The 18,949-nt window shown below is 36.4% G+C and carries 25 protein-coding genes; 7 read left to right on the top strand and 18 right to left on the bottom strand.

Annotated elements, in window-relative coordinates; genetic code table 11:
- Nucleotides 1-36 precede the first annotated feature (36 nt).
- Both ACX5JI_RS03695 and ACX5JI_RS03690 read right to left on the bottom strand, forming a co-directional pair.
- Nucleotides 37-1,227, bottom strand: coding sequence for an FtsW/RodA/SpoVE family cell cycle protein (locus ACX5JI_RS03695; protein WP_459499734.1), 1,191 nt, complete (start codon nt 1,225-1,227; stop codon nt 37-39).
- A 123-nt stretch (nt 1,228-1,350) separates the two neighbouring features.
- Nucleotides 1,351-1,638 carry an Fpa/YlaN family protein gene (locus tag ACX5JI_RS03690; RefSeq protein ID WP_459499733.1) on the bottom strand — a complete coding sequence of 96 codons (288 nt, stop codon included), beginning with the start codon at nt 1,636-1,638 and terminating at the stop codon, nt 1,351-1,353.
- A 153-nt stretch (nt 1,639-1,791) separates the two neighbouring features.
- Between ACX5JI_RS03690 and ACX5JI_RS03685 the strand changes: the two genes are divergently transcribed.
- The gene (locus ACX5JI_RS03685; protein WP_459499732.1) at nt 1,792-2,289 is read left to right on the top strand and encodes a peptidyl-prolyl cis-trans isomerase; all 498 of its coding nucleotides are present in this window, start codon (nt 1,792-1,794) and stop codon (nt 2,287-2,289) included.
- Between the two features lie 73 nt (nt 2,290-2,362).
- Here ACX5JI_RS03685 and ACX5JI_RS03680 read toward each other — a convergent pair whose 3' ends face one another.
- Together ACX5JI_RS03680 and ACX5JI_RS03675 are read right to left on the bottom strand one after the other, a co-directional pair.
- Entirely contained in the window at nt 2,363-3,691 is a 1,329-nt protein-coding gene (locus tag ACX5JI_RS03680) for a PhoH family protein (protein ID WP_459499731.1), read from the bottom strand.
- Nucleotides 3,692-3,949: 258 nt separating this feature from the next.
- A complete protein-coding gene (locus ACX5JI_RS03675) occupies nt 3,950-4,405 on the bottom strand; it encodes a pyridoxamine 5'-phosphate oxidase family protein (protein ID WP_459499730.1) in 456 nt (151 codons plus the stop codon).
- Between the two features lie 142 nt (nt 4,406-4,547).
- Here ACX5JI_RS03675 and ACX5JI_RS03670 point away from each other — a divergent pair, with 142 nt between their 5' ends.
- Nucleotides 4,548-4,748, top strand: coding sequence for a YlaI family protein (locus ACX5JI_RS03670; RefSeq protein ID WP_459499729.1), 201 nt, complete (start codon nt 4,548-4,550; stop codon nt 4,746-4,748).
- A gap of 36 nt (nt 4,749-4,784) precedes the next feature.
- Here ACX5JI_RS03670 and ACX5JI_RS03665 read toward each other — a convergent pair whose 3' ends face one another.
- From ACX5JI_RS03665 to typA, 3 genes are all read right to left on the bottom strand, one after another.
- Complete coding sequence (locus ACX5JI_RS03665) at nt 4,785-5,060, bottom strand: hypothetical protein (RefSeq protein ID WP_459499728.1); 276 nt, start codon at nt 5,058-5,060, stop codon at nt 4,785-4,787.
- Nucleotides 5,061-5,071: 11 nt separating this feature from the next.
- Nucleotides 5,072-5,374, bottom strand: a complete 303-nt coding sequence (locus ACX5JI_RS03660) for a YlaH-like family protein (RefSeq protein ID WP_459499727.1) — start codon at nt 5,372-5,374, stop codon at nt 5,072-5,074.
- A 218-nt stretch (nt 5,375-5,592) separates the two neighbouring features.
- Nucleotides 5,593-7,437: a translational GTPase TypA gene (gene typA, locus ACX5JI_RS03655; RefSeq protein WP_459499726.1), complete on the bottom strand. Its 1,845-nt coding sequence runs from the start codon at nt 7,435-7,437 to the stop codon at nt 5,593-5,595.
- 140 nt (nt 7,438-7,577) lie between these two features.
- Here typA and ACX5JI_RS03650 point away from each other — a divergent pair, with 140 nt between their 5' ends.
- Nucleotides 7,578-7,754 (top strand): DUF5325 family protein, encoded by a 177-nt coding sequence (locus ACX5JI_RS03650; protein WP_000400126.1) that lies wholly within the window; start codon nt 7,578-7,580, stop codon nt 7,752-7,754.
- A gap of 45 nt (nt 7,755-7,799) precedes the next feature.
- On the opposite strand, the gene ACX5JI_RS03645 is transcribed toward ACX5JI_RS03650, so the two are convergent.
- Together ACX5JI_RS03645 and ACX5JI_RS03640 are read right to left on the bottom strand one after the other, a co-directional pair.
- Complete coding sequence (locus ACX5JI_RS03645) at nt 7,800-8,591, bottom strand: inositol monophosphatase family protein (RefSeq protein WP_459499725.1); 792 nt, start codon at nt 8,589-8,591, stop codon at nt 7,800-7,802.
- A gap of 88 nt (nt 8,592-8,679) precedes the next feature.
- On the bottom strand, nt 8,680-8,868 hold the full coding sequence (locus tag ACX5JI_RS03640) for a YkzI domain-containing protein (RefSeq protein ID WP_001250169.1): 189 nt from the start codon (nt 8,866-8,868) through the stop codon (nt 8,680-8,682).
- Between the two features lie 206 nt (nt 8,869-9,074).
- On the opposite strand from ACX5JI_RS03640, the gene ACX5JI_RS03635 reads away from it, so the two are divergent.
- Nucleotides 9,075-9,701: a YktB family protein gene (locus ACX5JI_RS03635; protein ID WP_459499724.1), complete on the top strand. Its 627-nt coding sequence runs from the start codon at nt 9,075-9,077 to the stop codon at nt 9,699-9,701.
- 82 nt (nt 9,702-9,783) lie between these two features.
- Here the strand turns inward: ACX5JI_RS03635 and ACX5JI_RS03630 are convergent, their stop codons facing one another.
- Nucleotides 9,784-10,053 (bottom strand): UPF0223 family protein, encoded by a 270-nt coding sequence (locus ACX5JI_RS03630; RefSeq protein ID WP_459499723.1) that lies wholly within the window; start codon nt 10,051-10,053, stop codon nt 9,784-9,786.
- A 549-nt stretch (nt 10,054-10,602) separates the two neighbouring features.
- Here ACX5JI_RS03630 and ACX5JI_RS03625 point away from each other — a divergent pair.
- Both ACX5JI_RS03625 and ACX5JI_RS03620 read left to right on the top strand, forming a co-directional pair.
- Nucleotides 10,603-12,075 (top strand): aminotransferase class I/II-fold pyridoxal phosphate-dependent enzyme, encoded by a 1,473-nt coding sequence (locus ACX5JI_RS03625; protein WP_459499722.1) that lies wholly within the window; start codon nt 10,603-10,605, stop codon nt 12,073-12,075.
- 74 nt (nt 12,076-12,149) lie between these two features.
- Entirely contained in the window at nt 12,150-12,980 is an 831-nt protein-coding gene (locus ACX5JI_RS03620) for a protein-glutamine gamma-glutamyltransferase (RefSeq protein ID WP_459499721.1), read from the top strand.
- Nucleotides 12,981-13,014: 34 nt separating this feature from the next.
- On the opposite strand, the gene ACX5JI_RS03615 is transcribed toward ACX5JI_RS03620, so the two are convergent.
- From ACX5JI_RS03615 to ACX5JI_RS03600, 4 genes are all read right to left on the bottom strand, one after another.
- Nucleotides 13,015-13,146 (bottom strand): GapA-binding peptide SR1P, encoded by a 132-nt coding sequence (locus ACX5JI_RS03615; protein WP_459499720.1) that lies wholly within the window; start codon nt 13,144-13,146, stop codon nt 13,015-13,017.
- A gap of 62 nt (nt 13,147-13,208) precedes the next feature.
- Complete coding sequence (locus tag ACX5JI_RS03610; protein WP_459499720.1) at nt 13,209-13,340, bottom strand: GapA-binding peptide SR1P; 132 nt, start codon at nt 13,338-13,340, stop codon at nt 13,209-13,211.
- A gap of 58 nt (nt 13,341-13,398) precedes the next feature.
- Nucleotides 13,399-13,527 (bottom strand): GapA-binding peptide SR1P, encoded by a 129-nt coding sequence (locus ACX5JI_RS03605; protein WP_459499719.1) that lies wholly within the window; start codon nt 13,525-13,527, stop codon nt 13,399-13,401.
- Between the two features lie 197 nt (nt 13,528-13,724).
- Nucleotides 13,725-14,021, bottom strand: coding sequence for a DUF3055 domain-containing protein (locus ACX5JI_RS03600; RefSeq protein WP_459499718.1), 297 nt, complete (start codon nt 14,019-14,021; stop codon nt 13,725-13,727).
- Nucleotides 14,022-14,153: 132 nt separating this feature from the next.
- Here ACX5JI_RS03600 and ACX5JI_RS03595 point away from each other — a divergent pair, with 132 nt between their 5' ends.
- Entirely contained in the window at nt 14,154-14,546 is a 393-nt protein-coding gene (locus ACX5JI_RS03595; RefSeq protein WP_459499717.1) for a DUF1885 family protein, read from the top strand.
- On the opposite strand, the gene ACX5JI_RS03590 is transcribed toward ACX5JI_RS03595, so the two are convergent.
- From ACX5JI_RS03590 to pdhB, 4 genes are all read right to left on the bottom strand, one after another.
- Nucleotides 14,543-14,776 (bottom strand): hypothetical protein, encoded by a 234-nt coding sequence (locus tag ACX5JI_RS03590; protein WP_459499716.1) that lies wholly within the window; start codon nt 14,774-14,776, stop codon nt 14,543-14,545. The genes ACX5JI_RS03595 and ACX5JI_RS03590 overlap by 4 nt on opposite strands.
- Nucleotides 14,777-15,171: 395 nt before the next feature.
- Nucleotides 15,172-16,584 carry a dihydrolipoyl dehydrogenase gene (lpdA, locus tag ACX5JI_RS03585; protein WP_459499715.1) on the bottom strand — a complete coding sequence of 471 codons (1,413 nt, stop codon included), beginning with the start codon at nt 16,582-16,584 and terminating at the stop codon, nt 15,172-15,174.
- A 5-nt stretch (nt 16,585-16,589) separates the two neighbouring features.
- Nucleotides 16,590-17,876 (bottom strand): pyruvate dehydrogenase complex dihydrolipoyllysine-residue acetyltransferase, encoded by a 1,287-nt coding sequence (gene pdhC / locus ACX5JI_RS03580; RefSeq protein WP_459499714.1) that lies wholly within the window; start codon nt 17,874-17,876, stop codon nt 16,590-16,592.
- A gap of 93 nt (nt 17,877-17,969) precedes the next feature.
- Nucleotides 17,970-18,947: a pyruvate dehydrogenase complex E1 component subunit beta gene (pdhB, locus tag ACX5JI_RS03575; RefSeq protein WP_459499713.1), complete on the bottom strand. Its 978-nt coding sequence runs from the start codon at nt 18,945-18,947 to the stop codon at nt 17,970-17,972.
- Nucleotides 18,948-18,949: the final 2 nt, after the last annotated feature.

The following is an 18,949-nucleotide window of genomic DNA, read 5'->3' as shown; positions in this document are numbered from 1 at the left end:
TTTTATCCTACTATCCATAGACAGTAAGAACCCACTTTATTTTACAACAACAAGGTGCGGTTCACCTTGTTCTGTCTTTTTCTTTACTTGTTCTTGTTGTTTTTCTTGTCGTTTTATATAACTTCCTATGTTGAGTAATATGCCCATCGCAACTAAATTTGCCATTAAAGAGCTACCGCCATAACTGACAAAAGGCAAAGGTACACCAGTAAGAGGCATTAGCCCAGACATACCACCAATGTTAACAAACGTCTGTACCCCAAGTAAACTAGCAATACCTATAGCAATTAAACTGCCAAATGGGTCTTTACACTTTTGCGCAATTCGCAATGAACGTATAATAATAAGTAACAAACTAATTAAAATAATCGCTACACCGATAAAGCCGAGCTCTTCCGATATAATCGCCATAATAAAGTCTGTATGTGGCTCAGGTAGATATCCGAACTTTTGTATACTATTCCCAAGCCCTCTTCCGTTTAGTTCACCCGAAGCAATACCAATAAAAGAATTTACCAATTGGAATCCATCACCTTGTGGATCTTCAAATGGATTTAGAAATGCTACGAACCGTGCTTTTTGATAAGGCTTCAATACTAAGTTACCAACTAAGTATAAAAGCGGAATCCATACAATTGCACTTAATACGATACGCTTTATCCACTTGTTAATTGGCCCTCCTGAACAAAGGAACATAATCCCGACTACACCTATGATTAACAGTACCGTCCCTAAATCATTTTGCTTCAGAATTAAAAATACTACTAACCCTATAAACAAAATTGTCCCTGCTGACCCTTGCCATACTGAAGTATCTGTTTCTTGCTTTCTTGCAAAGAAACGTGCGAGTACGATAATGATAGCTATTTTAACAAATTCAGCAGGCTGTATACCAAACACCCAAGCTTGCGCGCCATTTGCTTTCGTTCCAAGCAACAAAGCTAACGATAGCAAACTAATGCTCCCTAGCATCATTAGTAATAAAATAATTCTCTTTCTCCAAAATTGGTATGGGATCACAGAGATTATGCCCAATCCAAATACTGTACCTATACCTAATGCTACTAATTGCTTATGAAAAAAGTAATCACTCGGCAAATTCAGTTTAGCATACCTTGTAATGGCCAAAATAGAGCTAGCACTGTATACCATTATAACTCCCAGTACACATAAAATAACAAGAGGAAGCAATAATGAATAATCCATTGACTTCCATACTTTTTTCATTCCATATCCTCTTTCTGTTTTCAATTTAATTGTTGTATTCCATATGTATTGGAATTCTTCCTGCTTTATTATACAAATAAAAAGCTCAAACTTAGCCAGTTTGAGCCCCCTTATTTGAACCCTTTATTGTTGTTTGTTTGTAAATGCTTCATGAAGTGCTGATAATTCCCGTTCCAACTCTCCTAGCATTTCTTTCCCTTGCTCTTCTGTAATAAGACCAAGACGAACCGCAAAGTCAACTTCACGGGATAGCCCAAACATTTGTGTGTCGAGCACTTCTTCATATAATGGACATTGCGGCATCGTAAGGTGGTCCATTTGCACCTTAATAAGTCTTAAAATCTTCTCCGCATCCGCTTGTAGAAGGGCAAGTGCCTTTTCCTGATGATTTGCTACTGTCTCAGACGCCAAATTGATTCCCTCCGTTTCCGTCCTACTCTCCTATCCTATCTATTAATATTAGCGATAGTTTTCATAAATTGCAATAGAAACATTTCTTGTGACAATCGTGTCTAATACTATTATACTGAAAAGTGGGAGCATAATACAAATGGGGGAACAACAATGAGTGAAATTTTATTTATAAATGGAAACGTACGCTTTCCGATCACACTGGATCCAAGTGTTTGGATTTTTGATGATCGAAAAGTAGATTTAACAACTTACTTCGCTGAAACGAAAGAAGAGAAATCAGAATTAGAAGACTATTTAAAGCATACTTCCGAACACTGGGACCGGGAAATTCGTGATGGTGCTGCTTTTCCACCGATTCAAAAAAGCGTAAAGAAATTTAAAAAAGAACAGCTTATTACAGGAACGTTTGGCATACCACTTCGCCCTTTTCTCAACAATGCTGAACTTACAACCGAAGCAACATATGTTGAAATCCATACACTACATGATTCAATCCTACTTTCATTAGAAGAAGCCAATCATGTTATCCTTGGATTTTCAAAAGATGGACAGCCGCTAAGAGAAGATGGACCTGTTCACCTTTACTTTGGGGACGGCTCTAATATAAACAATCCAATTCGAAATATCCGTAAATTTACAATTATTTAAAAAAGGAGTTGGCAATAGCCACTCCTTTTTCTGCTCTTTATAGTTACCAATATTCCTACCTTAAACTTTTACTTTACAATAAATCGGCTGCTAATTGCGCTAAATTAGAGCGCTCTCCTTTGACAAACTTTACATGTCCGCTAATTTTTTGTTCTTTAAATTTCTCGACAACATATGTTAGTCCGTTATTATATTCATCTAAATAAGGGTGATCAATTTGTTGTGGATCTCCCATTAATACAATTTTACTTTTTTCTCCTACCCTTGTTAATATTGTTTTCACTTCATGTTTCGTTAAATTTTGCGCCTCATCAATAATAATAAATTGATCTGGAATACTTCGCCCTCGTATATAAGTAAGGGCTTCTACTTCAATGGACCCCATTCCTGCTAAAATCGCATCTAATTCACCTGGTTTTTTTGTATTAAATAAATACTCTAGATTATCGAAAATCGGCTGCATCCACGGTCTTAATTTCTCTTCTTTTTCTCCTGGTAAATAACCAATATCCTTACCAACAGGAACAATCGGCCGAGCAACAAGGAGTTTTTTATACAATCCTAAATCCTCAGTTTGCATAAGGCCAGCAGCTAACGCAAGTAACGTTTTACCTGTTCCTGCTTTTCCGGTTAACGTTACGAGTGGAATATCTTCACGAAGCAACAATTCTAACCCCATAATTTGTTGCACATTTCGCGGGCGTATCCCCCAAACTTGCTCATTATGAAAAATAAGTTTCCTCACCTTTTTCCCTGAATAATCAACAATTCCAAGTGCAGAGCTAGAACCACCTAATGCATCTTTCATCACAATAAACTGATTTGGATAAAATGGATGATTAGCAATTTCTGATAAAGGAAGTTCCCCTTTTTCATAAAAGTGATTTAATTTTTCTTTTGATATGTAGCCTTCTAAAAAACCTGAATATATATTATCTACTTCAATAACACGATCACTTAAATAATCTTCCGCTTGTAAACCAATTGCATCCGCTTTTACTCTTACAAGTACATCTTTACTTACTAAAATGACGGCCTTTCCATTCTCTTTCTCTTCTTCTTCTACAGATAAGTTTTTCGCAACAGCTAAAATGCGATTATCGTTTGTTTTTTCAACAAAAATATCTTGCAGTTGAACAAATGAGCGATGATTTAATTCAATACGAAATGTACCTCCATTTTCAAGAGAAATACTTTCATGCAATTTTCCCAATTCACGAAATTTATCTATCAATTTAGATACATAACGAGCATTTCGTCCAACTTCATCCATGTAGCGCTTTTTCGAATCAACCTCTTCTAATACAACTGCTGGAATCACTACTTCATTTGTTTCAAAAGAAAAAATAGATAAGGGATCCTGCAAAAGCACATTCGTATCTAACACATAAATTTTATCCAACCTGTTACCCCCTGACTCCACTTTTTAATTTGTAGAACAAGGGTTTCATCCATAATTATGATATGGACGAACCATTGTTATAATTATATGTAATGTATTAACGAGGTAGAATCGAAATTCATATAAATCAAAAACTTTTCTGAATCATTTTTCTCATTTGCAATTAAATACTATATTCTAACGTAAAACAATGATTACCTGCTCATTCGATAGAAAAAAATAGAACAGGATGAACAACCATATTGCTCATCCACTTTTTTACAACTCCTTCATCGCCGTCAAAACTTGATTATCAAGTTTTACAGCAGCACGAAGATCGTATGTTTTTTCATATGTTGGTTCCGAGGTAAGCTTTGCTCCATAAAACATAACATCACGCACTTCTTGAACAGACACTTCTACTACAGTTAATTTAAGCGAGATACCATCCAATCTATCCTTTAAAATCTTTGCTTCACCGCTAATGGAAAATACAGATTCATTTGCCATTACATTCAGTACAATCCCTGCATGATGGCGTAAATTTTCTACAATGCGCGAGCGTTGATCAACTGCAAATCGAATTCTCGTCCCATTCATTGCGTACACCCATGAAATAGCACTTACATTTGGAACAGTCTTTTCAAAATCAATTGTTGCAATTGTTATAATACGTCCTTCTCGTAAAAATTGAACTAAAGAATCTGTCAATGTAGGTTCTACTACATTTGCCATATTTCCACCTCCAATACTTTATTCATCTTAATAATAACTTATTTTTCGAATTGCGAAAATATTATTTTTTTCCCTCACAGTTCAAAAATATCAAATTTACATGATATACTTATATCGATAGAACTTGTATTGAGGTGACGAAATGAGAGTCAAATGCATGCTTTGTGATAAAAAAGAAGAATTAGATGACGAAAATCCTATGGCCAAAAGGCTTCGTAACCGTCCCATTCATACATATATGTGCATGGAATGCACAGAACGTATTGCAGAACGTACAACGGAACGCCATGCAACCGGAAAATTCCACCTATATCGTGATAAAACAGTAGAAGATGAGTGGTAAACTGTTAAATAAGTCCTTAATCATTCAGATGGGGGCTTATTTATATTTCTCTGGCTCTTGTATCATTTGATCTAAGAAACAATCTATGAGCTCTACTGGAAATCTTGTAGAACATTTCCCTTCTTCTCGTTCATATGTAACCAAATACATATCTTCTTTTTTTTCCACCGTGACATCTCTTACTTGATGATCTTCATATAAGATGTTATGAAATAGCAAATATGTTTCTTGTGCAGCCACATCATGCGGACGAGCTTCTGCGACAGTTTTAATTGTCAACCAATTATATAATACATCTTGTACAGAACGCATGAAATCCCCCCTTAACTCGCCTTTTGTTGCTTCGCTTGACGTAAACGTAATCTATAAATACCTAGTACAATCGCTGCTACAACAAGCCCCTCTCCAACCGGTAACAAAACTCCTAAAAAAGTTAAAACTGTACATCCAATTGCTAAGGCCCCGTAAACCACAACATTTTTTAATAACGATAGCTTCCTAGCAAAACCTAAGTTATATACAAGCGCACTCAAAACAATCATTGTGCCATACAGCATCCACATCCCTACTTCAGGATTTACATCTACATTGTATAGCTTCGCGAAAAATGACATTCTTTCTAGCACTACACTTTCCTCCTTTATCTAATACAAACGAAAAAGCCTATGTATTTGAATATAACCTCAACTCATTCAACCAACTCTGCGTGCCTTAATTCTTAATTTGCGGGGCCATCTACTATAAGATTACCTCGCAAAAAAAATGCTGTCTATAAAAGATTTAATTTTCTAAAAATAAAACCAAAAAAGAACTGCCTTTTTTACAAAAGGCAGTTCTACATTTTTTACGCTTCTACAGATTTCTTTTTCTTAGCAGCTCTTTCGCGCTCACTCTTATCAAGAATCTTTTTACGAAGACGAATTGATTCTGGTGTTACTTCACAATACTCATCATCATTTAAGTATTCTAATGATTCTTCTAAAGTCATTAGACGTGGTTTTTTCATTGTTGACGTTTGATCTTTCGTTGCAGAACGAATGTTAGTTTGTTGTTTCATTTTTACAACGTTAACTGTTAAATCATTCTCACGTGTATGTTCCCCAACAATCATACCAGCATATACTTCTGTACCTGGTTCAACGAAGATTACACCACGGTCTTCAACTTGCATAATACCGTATTGTGATGCTTTTCCTGTTTCTAATGAAACTAGAACACCTTGACGACGTCCACCAACTTGCCCAGCATGAACTGGTTGGTAACAATCGAATGTATGGTTTAAAATACCATAACCACGTGTTAACGTTAAGAACTCTGTTGTGTAACCAATTAGACCACGTGCCGGAACCATGAACGTAAGACGAACTTGACCATTTCCGTTATTCACCATGTCTAACATTTCACCTTTACGCGCACCCATTGATTCCATAATAGAACCAGTATATTCTTCTGGTACATCAATTTGTACACGCTCTACAGGTTCACATCTCACGCCGTCAACCTCTTTAATGATTACTTCTGGTTTAGATACTTGTAATTCATATCCCTCACGACGCATGTTCTCAATTAAAATTGATAAGTGTAACTCACCACGTCCAGAGACAATCCATGCATCCGGAGATTCTGTATTGTCTACACGTAAACTTACATCTGTTTCTAACTGTGAACGAAGACGCTCTTCAATTTTACGAGATGTAATATATTTACCTTCACGACCTGCAAATGGGCTGTTATTTACAAGGAATGTCATTTGTAATGTTGGCTCATCGATACGTAATAACGGTAAAGCCTCTTGATGCTCAACCGGACATACCGTTTCACCTACGTTAATATCTTCCATACCTGAAACAGCTACTAAATCTCCAGCTTTTGCTTCTTCAATTTCTTGACGTTTTAATCCGATGTAACCAAATAATTTCGTTACGCGGAATTGTTTTACACTTCCGTCAACTTTCATTAATGCAACTTGTTGTCCAACTTTCATTGTACCGCGGAATACGCGTCCAACTCCAATACGACCAACATAATCATTGTAATCAAGAAGTGCTACTTGGAATTGAAGTGGCTCTTCGCTGTTATCAACTGGTGCTGGAATATGTTCAATGATTGTATCAAACAATGATTTCATATTCTCTTCTTGATTTGCTGGGTTTGAATCTAAGCTCGCTGTTCCGTTCATTGCTGATGCGAATACAACAGGGAACTCTAATTGATCTTCGTTCGCACCAAGTTCGATGAATAAGTCAATTACTTCGTCAACTACTTCATCAGGACGAGCAAAGTCACGGTCAATTTTATTTACAACAACGATTGGAGTTAAGTTTTGCTCAAGTGCTTTCTTTAAAACAAATCGCGTTTGTGGCATACAACCTTCATATGCATCAACAACAAGTAACACACCATCAACCATTTTCATGATACGCTCTACTTCACCACCGAAGTCTGCGTGTCCTGGTGTATCTAAAATGTTAATTCGTTTATCTTCATAGTGGATCGCTGTATTTTTCGCTAAAATTGTAATACCGCGCTCTCTTTCTAAGTCATTCGAATCCATTGCACGTTCTTCTACGTGCTCATTTGCACGGAATGTCCCCGCTTGACGTAATAATTGGTCAACAAGTGTTGTTTTACCATGGTCAACGTGGGCGATAATTGCTATATTGCGTAAATCTTGTCGTTTTTTCAACATGTCCAACTCCTAGTGTCTTTTTAATCCTTCTCTATTATAAGAGCGAAGGGGATACAATGGCAATCAAAATAAAATCAAGAATGAAAATATAGTTGTATTCTTACTTTTGTGAAAGTAAAATGAAATTGGAGGGTGAAGATATGGAACATATTCAGTATCGCTTTTTACTAACAGCTATTATCGGTGTTATTTTCTTAATTGGTATCGGAATTATGATTGCTGAAAATAGTCCCATCGGTATTATCATTTGCATTATTGGCACATTTGTTACAGTCGGATATGGATTTGTAACAAAACGAAAAATGCGTAAATCATAGTAACATAAAAAAGTAAGAAGCTTTTTCTAGCCTCTTACTTTTTTGTTACTGTGATACATATTGTAATATCTCTTCGTATACTCCAGTTTTTGCAACCAATACACTGCTCTTCTCCACGATAGAGAGTGCAGTACCAGCGAATGTCGTCACCTTACCACCGACTTCTTCTACAATAATCATGCCACCGCCAAAATCCCAAGGTGATAATCTAGGCGTCACGTAAGCATCTAATCTTCCGGTTGCAACGTAAACCATTTCTAATGCTGCACATCCATATGAACGTGTCCCTCTTGCCAATTTTACAAGCTGTATCATTTTTCCCATATTAAGTAACGGATTATCAGTAAGCCAAGTTGCATTTAAAGCAATTATTCCATGCTCCACTGTACTTTTCTCTAGCATAGGAATGGATACATCATTACAAAAGGCTCCCTCTCCTTTCACAGCATGATATAGCTCATCATGAACCGGATCATAGACAAGACCAATTTTTCCGATACCGTTCTCATAAATGCCAATTGAAATCGCAAAGTTTCTTTTTTGGTGAACAAAATTCATCGTGCCATCAATGGGATCAATTAACCAAACAATCCCGTCCAGAGAAGCAACCTCATCTCCATACCCTTCTTCTCCTAAAATAGAATGTTCCGGGAATGTTTCTTTAATTCTCCCAATCAAAAACTGTTCTGTTTCTCGATCCATATTTGTTACAAGATCAGCTGCATTTGATTTCGTCTCTACAATAAGTGTCTTTTGCAATGATGCTATTAAACGTTCACCAGCTTCTCGAATCCATTGTTTTGCATGTGTATCGATTTCTTTCCATACCTCTTGCATGTTTAAACACTCCGATCTATACTGTTCACAGAAAAAACGAACCCTTTATAAGGTTCGCACCAACTTAATTTTTATACATATACTATTATTACGCTTCTAAACGGATCATTTCAAGTCTCAGTACTTCTAATTTTTGTACACACTCTTCTTTTTTCTGATTGTCATTTTCCATCATTGCATCATATAACGTCGCTAATTCATAATCTAACTCTAATCTTAGCACCGGAATTCTTTTTTCAGCATCTGTTCTCTTTAACGCATTAATTACCTGTCTCATTTTTATTGCCTCCTCCCAATATTCGTCTGCCCTTGGACTAGAATTAACTTAATTTTCTGATTTTTTGTTTTATACTATATTATGTTGGATAAATCATCTATGCAACAAAATTATATTTTTTTACGTGAAATTTTTTATGTTGCTTTTGTTATGAATGGTACAAGCTATGCTAAAATAAAAACAAACTAGGAGTTGGAGGAACAGTCATGACACTACAAACATTTCAAGAAAAGGACTTTGCAGTCTTTTCTGTTGATGGCCTTGAAGAGCGAATGAACGCTATTAAAACAAATATTCATCCTAAATTAGAAGCTCTAGGCAAACAATTTTCTTATTATTTATCAGAGCAAACTGGTGAAACTTTCTTCTATCATGTTGCGAAACATGCACGTCGTAAAGTCAATCCACCAAACGATACTTGGGTTGCTTTTTCAACAAATAAACGAGGATATAAAATGCTACCACATTTTCAAATCGGTTTATGGGGTACTCATGCTTTCATATACTTTGGTTTAATCTATGAGTGTCCACAAAAAGTGGAAGCGGCTCGTGCCTTCTTAGAACATTTAAATGATTTAAAAACAAATATACCAAATGACTTCGTTTGGTCCATTGACCATACTAAACCAGCTGTAAAACCACATAGCACACTTGAAACAACTGATTTACAAAAAATGATTGAACGTTTAGCAACTATAAAAAAAGCAGAGTTATTAGTCGGTATTCATATCTCACCACAAGAATTCTCAACACTTACTAATGAGCAATTTCTTGTGAAGATACAAACCACGATGCACTCACTCCTTCCTTTATATAAAATTTGCAATCGGTAATAGAAAACGGACAATATGTATATTGTCCGTTTTAAGTTGTTCCCCCATTATAGCACTTTGAAATTTATTTTTCAAAATTTTTTTACAATTTTACAATCTTTTGTTCTTCGACTTCTTTCGCCTTTTGAATTGCTCGATATATAGAGTAACCACTTACCTCTTGAAACTCTTTATCAATCTTCTTCTCTTCCGCTTTTGATGGTACAATCTCTTTAAAACCGCGATATAACCTCATTAATTCTTCTCTGACGATTCCTTTTTCATATACCTGTTCGATCGCCTCATAGAATGTCACAATTGCAATCATCTCATCATTTGACCAATCATAATCAAGTGGATATTGATATTCCATATGTACACCTCATTCATTTTTATCATTATGCTATCTCAAAAATATAACTTCCATTCTTCTTTATCATAGCCCCCCTGCATTATACACTATTTCTCTTTTATTATGGAACGTTCTCCCTTCACAAAAGAGAATGAGACAATAAAAGTTATATACCTTCTCCTCACTTTACTGTTTTATTTTAACTGTATTTTAATGTAAAGAAATAAGAAGCTAAAATACAATTTTTGTAAGCAAGACTCTACTTATCGATTCTCTAAGCTTTAAGTTAAAAATTTTACTACTCATGAATAACGAAATACATTTATTATTTATGCATATAATAAAAATAATAATTTTTCTATACATATATAATCATTGGTGATATAATGCTTTTGTTTTATTACAAATATAGTGAAGCTTCCAATTACAAAAGTCTTTTAAATGGGAAGTGAACAAGTCAAGTTCTTATAGACGGTTATAGAACTATATAGGGGAGATAACTTTCTTACTGAACAAGATACATATAAAACAACTTATAATAAATATTAAAAAGAAGAAGGGGTGTATAGATTGTCCCAATACCAAACACCATTGTTTACCGCTTTAGTAGAGCATAGCAAGCGAAATCCAATTCAATTCCATATCCCAGGTCATAAAAAGGGCCAAGGAATGGACCCTGCATTTCGCGAATTTATTGGGCATAATGCATTAGCAATTGATTTAATTAACATTGCTCCGCTCGATGATTTACATCATCCAAAAGGTATGATTAAAGAAGCTCAAGATTTAGCTGCAAGTGCATTCGGTGCAGATCATACTTTCTTTTCTGTTCAAGGAACAAGCGGTGCGATTATGACAATGGTGATGAGCGTTTGTGGCCCAGGAGATAAAATTCTCGTACCACGAAACGTTCATAAATCTGTAATGTCAGCCATTATTTTCTCAGGCGCAAAACCAATTTTTATTCATCCTGAAATTGATCCAAAACTTGGTATTTCACACGGGATTACGATTCAATCTGTAAAAAAAGCACTCGAAGAACATTCAGATGCAAAAGGATTACTCGTTATTAATCCAACATACTTTGGATTCACTGCAGACTTGCAGCAAATTGTAGAATTAGCGCATTCCTACGAAATACCGGTATTAGTCGATGAAGCTCATGGTGTTCATATTCATTTTCATGATGAATTACCAATGTCAGCTATGCAAGCTGGTGCTGATATGGCTGCGACAAGTGTCCATAAGCTCGGAGGTTCATTAACACAAAGCTCAATTCTAAATGTAAAAGAAGGTCTTGTGAATGTAAAACATGTACAGTCGATTATTAGCATGCTTACAACAACATCAACTTCCTATATTCTATTAGCTTCTTTAGACGTTGCAAGAAAACGTCTAGCGACTGAAGGAAAAGAATTAATCACCAAAACAATTCAATTAGCCGAACATGTACGCAGTACTATAAATAATATTGAAAATCTATACTGTCCTGGCAAAGAAATGCTAGGTATGGATGCAACATTTAGCTATGATCCAACAAAATTGATTGTATCTGTCAAAGATTTAGGGATTACAGGTCATGAGGCAGAATTATGGTTAAGAGAACATTACAACATTGAAGTTGAGCTGTCAGACTTATATAACATTCTATGCCTTGTTACATTAGGGGATACAGAGGATGAAACGAAGATTCTTATCGAGGCCTTACGAGAACTAGCAATGACATTTAAAGATAGAGCTGACAAAGGTGTACAAGTACAAGTTGAAATTCCAGAAATTCCTGTTCTTGCCCTCTCTCCTCGAGATGCCTTTTATTCAGAAACAGAAGTCATTCCCTTTAAAGAGGCTGCTGGCCGCATTATAGCAGATTTCGTTATGGTTTACCCACCAGGTATTCCAATCTTTACCCCAGGTGAAATCATTACGCAAGAAAACCTAGACTACATTCATAAAAACCTAGATGCCGGTTTACCAGTACAAGGTCCTGAAGATATGACATTACAAACTTTACGCGTTATTAAAGAGTACAAGCCTATCATTTGATAGGCTTCTTTTCACCATTTGTTCTTTTTCTCATACGATACTAAAGAATGTAACGTATAGGTGGGGATACAATTATGATTGTGATTGGTCGCTCTATTGTACATCCTTATATCACGAGTGAAAACGAACCGTTTGCTACTGAGAAACAACAAATATTAGCCATTATGGCTGGAAATCAAGAAGTATATTCCTTCCGAACAACTGATGAGCTCAGCTTTGATCTAAATTTGCGGATTCATATCATTACATCTTCCTTAGAACTCTTTCAAAGTGGATTTCAATTCCGTACATTCCAAGAATCTTATTGTAATCCGAAATTTTGGAGTAGGACATCACTAGGAGGATTTCAATTACTCCCAAATGTACCACCCTCCGCCGCGATACGAGATATTTTTAAAAATGGAAAACTATACGGAACAGAATGTGCAACAGCCATGATTATTATTTTTTACAAAGCACTTTTAGCACTATATGATGATGAAACTTTTAATCGCTTATTCGCGAATCTTTTACTATACACATGGGATTATGATCGTGATTTAAAACTAGTAACAAAAACGGGCGGGGATATCGTTCCTGGCGATCTTGTTTACTTTAAAAATCCACAAGTGAATCCATCCTCAATTGAATGGCAAGGAGAAAACACCATTTATTTAGGGAATTTCTTCTTTTACGGTCATGGTGTAGGAGTAAAAACAAAAGAACAAATTATTTATCTATTGAACAATCGAAGAATTCCCTATGCGTTTGTCTCAGCATACTTAACAGATTTTATTACCCGTATAGATAGTCGCCTCATGAGCCAATATGCTTCTATTAACATTCTACAAACAAAACTCAAATTTATTCCTATCCGGGATGATGCGATTGTCGCAACGATTGGGCACACAACTACAATCCATTAAAAAAAAGCGTCTGCAAATATGCAGGCGCTTTTCATTATTGGGCTTTTGTATGCTCTTTACGACCACATTCGCAATGCGATTCACATTTCCCGTAAAGTACTGTTGTTTTTTCATCTTCAAAGTGTGCAATTGTTCCTTCACAAACTTGACATACGATTGTTCCCATCTTCCGTTTCCCCCTGAGTTTGAATTATGATTAAAATTTTCTATATTTACACGTCCTATATATTACTGGGCCTTTGTATGCTCTTTACGACCACACTCACAATGCGATTCACATTTCCCATAAAGTACTGTTGTTTTTTCATCTTCAAAGTGTGCAATTGTTCCTTCACAAACTTGACATACGATTGTTCCCATCTTCCGTTTCCCCCTAAGTTTATGGTCTAAAAACTTTTCCGTTGCAAGATCATATATATTACTGGGCTTTTGTATGCTCCTTGTAATCACATCCGCAAGATCCACATTTCCCATAAAGTACTGTGACTTTCTCATCCTCGAAGTGTGCAATTGTACTTTCACAATCTTGACATACGATTGTTCCCATTTTTTTATTTCCCCCTAAGTTTATAATCCCAAAAACTTTTTGTAACCGCTTAACTTTCTGTCTTTATTTTAATATGTTATACTTTTTACGTCAATAGGTTTTTAGTATAACACATTAAATTTTTCATTTTATATTAGTATGAGATAATAACGTAAAAAAACAGTCATATCTTAATATGTACGACTGTTTCCTTTTATTTATTCTTCATATTCAGCATGTAAAGAAGTCGGCGGAACAAGAAACTTAAAGAATTGCGCTAAGTCATCCGCTTCCTCCTCCGACTGTAATTTAAAGACCTGTTGTAAATGAAGAACATTGTCGACATCATCTTGTCCTAATAGAGTCGCTCTCCCCGTTTGCATGCAAATAACAAGCGGTTTTCCAAAAAACATATTTGTATAAATAACACCAAAATCATAACGGTTTTCATGTGTCATAAATCCCAGAAATCGTACTTTCACACTTTCATGCTCATCATACAATTTTTCAAACATTTGCTTTCTCCTTTCTTCACAACACTTGCTACCGTATATATTAAACAAAAAAAGAAAAGAACCTTTTTAATTTTCAAAAATTTACAACAATGATAAACTATTTGTATATATTACGTTAGGAGGAATCTCTTTATGCAACATGCGTTTATTAAACTTGTACCTAAATCAAAACAACAAATTGTCTCGTTAGACGATGTAAAACAACTTTTTCATTATTATAAAAAAATCACTTCTCAAACTGGTGCGCAAGTTAACTATGCCTACACTAACGTAGCATTCCCATACGAGATAATTGACACATCAGAGACTACACTTGAACTCAAATCTAGTCATGATCGATATCATTCTATTTATGTGGGGGTAGGAATGGAAAACGAGCAAGCTTTCATTCAAATCTCCTTACCATCTACTGCTACATTTGGAGATAAAGGAAAAGCAAATGAATTTTGTCGTTTTGTAGCAAAGAAATTAGAGGGGGAATTAAGGCTATTCAATGGGAGAACAATGTATTTTTATAAACGCTAACTATAAAAAAAGAAAGATATCATCAAAAAGAGCGTGCTATTTGTGCAAGTAAGAAATAGTGCCTGCTTTCTTATACTCAGAACAACATACGCAATTACATATGCTAAATAAAGAAATACGAAAAAGAGCATCACTTTATAATGAAACTTATCACCATTTGATAAGTTTAGTACAAGAGAAAATCCACTCCATAAAAGGAAATGATAAAATATAACATATATAATTCTCACAGAACCATCTCCTTTAACATGCACTATTTTATCACGCATTAACGGGCAGTAAGACTCCCACCTCAAAGTTCAGCGAATACAAAGAAGTTAGGTGGGAGATCGACTGCCCGTAAAAGCCCGATTGGTGAGGGCTAATAATCAGTGAGGGATGAAGAAAACCCCCACTGATTAAAGTTTCACTTTATAATAAGATATGGTACCGAGCTCAAATCCATTACATAATACGAAAAGATCTAATCAATTTAAGTCCAAATGCATTGCTATTACATATAGTATTACAAATTCATTTCACAAATACACATAATGACCTTATTAAACATACTAATACCATATTCCATTAAATAAAAAATACCCCGCCTCTATAACGATAAGAGGCGGGGTATTTTTTATTTAAATTATTTTACAATGTGAATTGGCATTCCAAGAGCAACTTCTGCTGCTTCCATTGTGATTTCACCTAATGTTGGGTGAGCGTGGATTGTTTGAGCGATATCTTCTGCTGTCATTCCAGCTTCGATAGCTAAACCAATCTCAGAAATAATATCAGAAGCGCCTGCACCTGCAACTTGTGCACCTACAAGAAGACCATCTTCTTTACGTGTTACAAGTTGTACGAAACCATCTGTGCTGTTTAATGATAGAGCACGACCGTTTGCAGCGAATGGGAATTTAGAAACTACTACTTCCATTCCAGCTTCTTGTGCTTGTTTTTTCGTGTAACCAACAGATGCTAATTCTGGATCAGTGAAGCATACTGCTGGAATTCCGATGTAATCGATTGCTGCTGCATGGCCACTAATTGCTTCAACAGCTACTTTACCTTCGTAAGAAGCTTTGTGAGCTAATGGTGGTCCAGGAACGATATCACCGATTGCATAGATGTTTGGTACGTTTGTACGGCATTGCTCATCGATTTCGATGATACCGCGGTCAGTCATTTTAACGCCCACTTGCTCAAGACCAATTTCTTGTGTATTTGGACGACGACCTACAGTTACTAATACGTAATCTGCTTCTACAGTTTGTACTTCGCCTTTAACTTCGAAGCTAACTTTTACGCCAGTTTCTGTTTCTTCAACGCCTTTAGCCATAGCTTTTGTATGGATATTCACGTTGCCTTTTTTCTGAAGGGCACGCTTAACAACTGTGCTCATTGCTTTTTCAAAACCAGCTAAGATTTCGTCGCCAGCTTCTACTACAGTAACTTCAGTACCGAAGTTAGCATATGCAGTACCTAATTCCATACCGATGTAACCGCCGCCGATTACAACAAGTTTTTTAGGAATTTCAGGTAAGCTTAAAGCACCTGTAGAGTTGATAACACGTTTAGAATATTTGAATCCAGGAATTTCAATTGGTGTAGAACCAGTTGCAAGAACAGCATTTTTAAACGTATAAGTTTGAGCTGCATCTTCAGTCATTACGCGTAATGTGTTTGCATCTACGAAGTAAGCTTCACCGCGAATGATTTCAACTTTGTTACCTTTAAGAAGGCCTTCAACACCGCCAGTTAATTTCTTAACTACGCCATTTTTCCATTCTTGAACTTTTGTAAAATCAACTGTTACGTTCTCAGCAGTAATACCCATGTCATCAGAATGTTTTGCATTCTCATAACGATGACCTGCATTGATTAACGCTTTAGAAGGAATACATCCAACGTTTAAGCATACGCCACCAAGGTTAGCTTTTTCAATAATCGCTACCTTTTGACCTAATTGTGCTGCACGAATTGCTGCAACATATCCACCAGGACCTGCACCAACAACGACTGTATCTAATTCAATTGGGAAATCTCCTACTACCATTGTTATTACGCCTCCATTACTAATAATTGTGGGTCGTTCAATAAACGTTTAATTTGGTTTAATGCTTTTTGAGCAGTTGCACCGTCAATTAAACGATGGTCAAAGCTTAGAGATAATGCTAATACTGGAGCTGCAACGATTTCACCGTTTTTCACAACTGGCTTCTCAGCAATACGACCGATACCAAGGATCGCTACTTCTGGGTGATTGATAACTGGAGTGAACCATTGTCCACCTGCAGAACCAATGTTTGTGATTGTGCAAGAAGCACCTTTCATTTCCGCTGGAGCTAGACGACCGTCACGTGCTTTACCAGCAAGCTCATTGATCTCGTTAGAGATTGTAAAGATAGATTTACGATCTGTATCTTTTACAACTGGTACTAATAGACCTTTATCTGTATCAGCTGCGATACCGATGTTGAAGTAATGTTTATGAACGATTTCTGAAGATGCATCGTCTAAAGAAGTGTTCAACATTGGGAATTCACGTAATGCAGATGTTAAAGCTTTTACAACGTATGGAAGGTAAGTTAATTTAATACCTTTGTCAGCTGCTACTGCTTTGAACTTCTTACGGTGAGCAACAAGTTCTGTTACATCAATTTCATCCATTAATGTTACATGAGGAGCTGTATGTTTAGAGTTAACCATTGCTTTCGCAATCGCTTTACGGATACCGCTCATTTTCTCACGAGTTTCTGGGTATTCACCAGCTGGAATTGGTTGTGCTTTTGGTGCTTCTTCTTTCGCTGCTGCTGCTGGAGCTTCTGCTACTGGAGCTTCAGTTGCTGCTACTGCTTGTCCACCATTTGCAAATGCATCGATGTCAGCTTTTACAACACGGCCATTTTTACCAGTGCCAGCTACTTTATGAATGTCTACACCTTTTTCACGAGCGTATTTACGTACAGATGGCATAGCAATTACACGCTCATTTACTACTTCTTCAGTTGCTGCTGGAGTAGCTGCCGCTGCTGGAGCTTCTTCTTTCGCTTCTTCAGCTTTTGGAGCTTCGTCATGGTCGTCACCTTTAAATTTAAGGTTTTCGTATCCAGGAGCATCAAACTTAATTAAAGTATCTCCTACTATTGCAACTGTGCCTTCTTCTACAAGTACTTCAAGTACTTTACCTTTAACTGGAGAAGGAATTTCTACAACAGCTTTATCATTTTGTACTTCAAGAAGTACATCGTCTTCGTTTACTTCATCGCCTGGTTTAATAAACCATTTTACAATTTCACCTTCGTGGATACCTTCACCGATATCTGGTAGTTTAAATTCAAATGCCACGGAATTCAGCCCCCTGATTCATTTCATTATTATGGAATAAGCGCAAAAGAAATCAGCATGTGCTGATTTCTTTTGCACATGAAAAACTAAAAATTAGAAGTTCATTACTTTGTTAACAGCTTCAACAATATCTTTATGATTTGGTAACCATACGCTCTCAGCTTGAGAGAATGGGAATACTGTATCAGCAGCTGCAACACGTACAACTGGAGCTTCTAAGTTTAAGATTGCACGGTCGTTAATTTCCGCTACAACGTTTGCTGCAATACCAGCTTGTTTTTGAGCTTCTTGAACAACAACTGCGCGGCCTGTTTTTTCAACAGAAGCGATGATTGTTTCGATATCTAATGGTTGAACTGTACGTAAGTCAACAACCTCTAAAGAGATACCTTCTTTTTCAAGTTCTTCAGCAGCTTTTAACGCAGCATGTACCATCGCACCGTATGCGATAACAGATACATCTGTACCTTCGCGTTTAACATCAGCTTTTCCTAAGTCAACTGTGTATTCGCCTTCTGGTACTTCTTGACGGAATGAACGGTATAATTTCATATGCTCTAAGTAAATAACTGGATCGTTGTCACGAATCGCAGAGATTAAAAGGCCTTTTGCATCATATGGAGTAGATGGAATAACAACTTTTAAACCCGGTTGTTGTGCAACTAATCCTTCTAAGCTATCAGCGTGTAATTCTGGAGTATGAACGCCGCCACCAAATGGAGAACGCACTGTGATTGGAGCAGTCCAACGTCCACCAGAACGGTAACGTAGACGAGCCATTTGACCAGAAATTGAATCCATTACTTCATAAACGAAACCGAAGAATTGGATTTCTGGAACTGGACGGTAACCTTCAAGTGCAAGTCCAACAGCAAGACCGCCGATACCAGACTCTGCAAGTGGAGTATCCATTACACGGTCTTCACCGAATTCAGCTTGCAAACCTTCTGTAGCACGGAATACACCGCCGTTTACACCAACGTCTTCACCAAACACAAGTACGTTAGGGTCATTTTTCATTTCAACGCGTAAAGCATCAGTGATTGCTTGAATCATTGTCATTTGAGCCATGG

Source organism: Bacillus sp. C1 (genome assembly GCF_054570475.1).
This window is presented reverse-complemented; position numbering and strand designations above follow the sequence as displayed.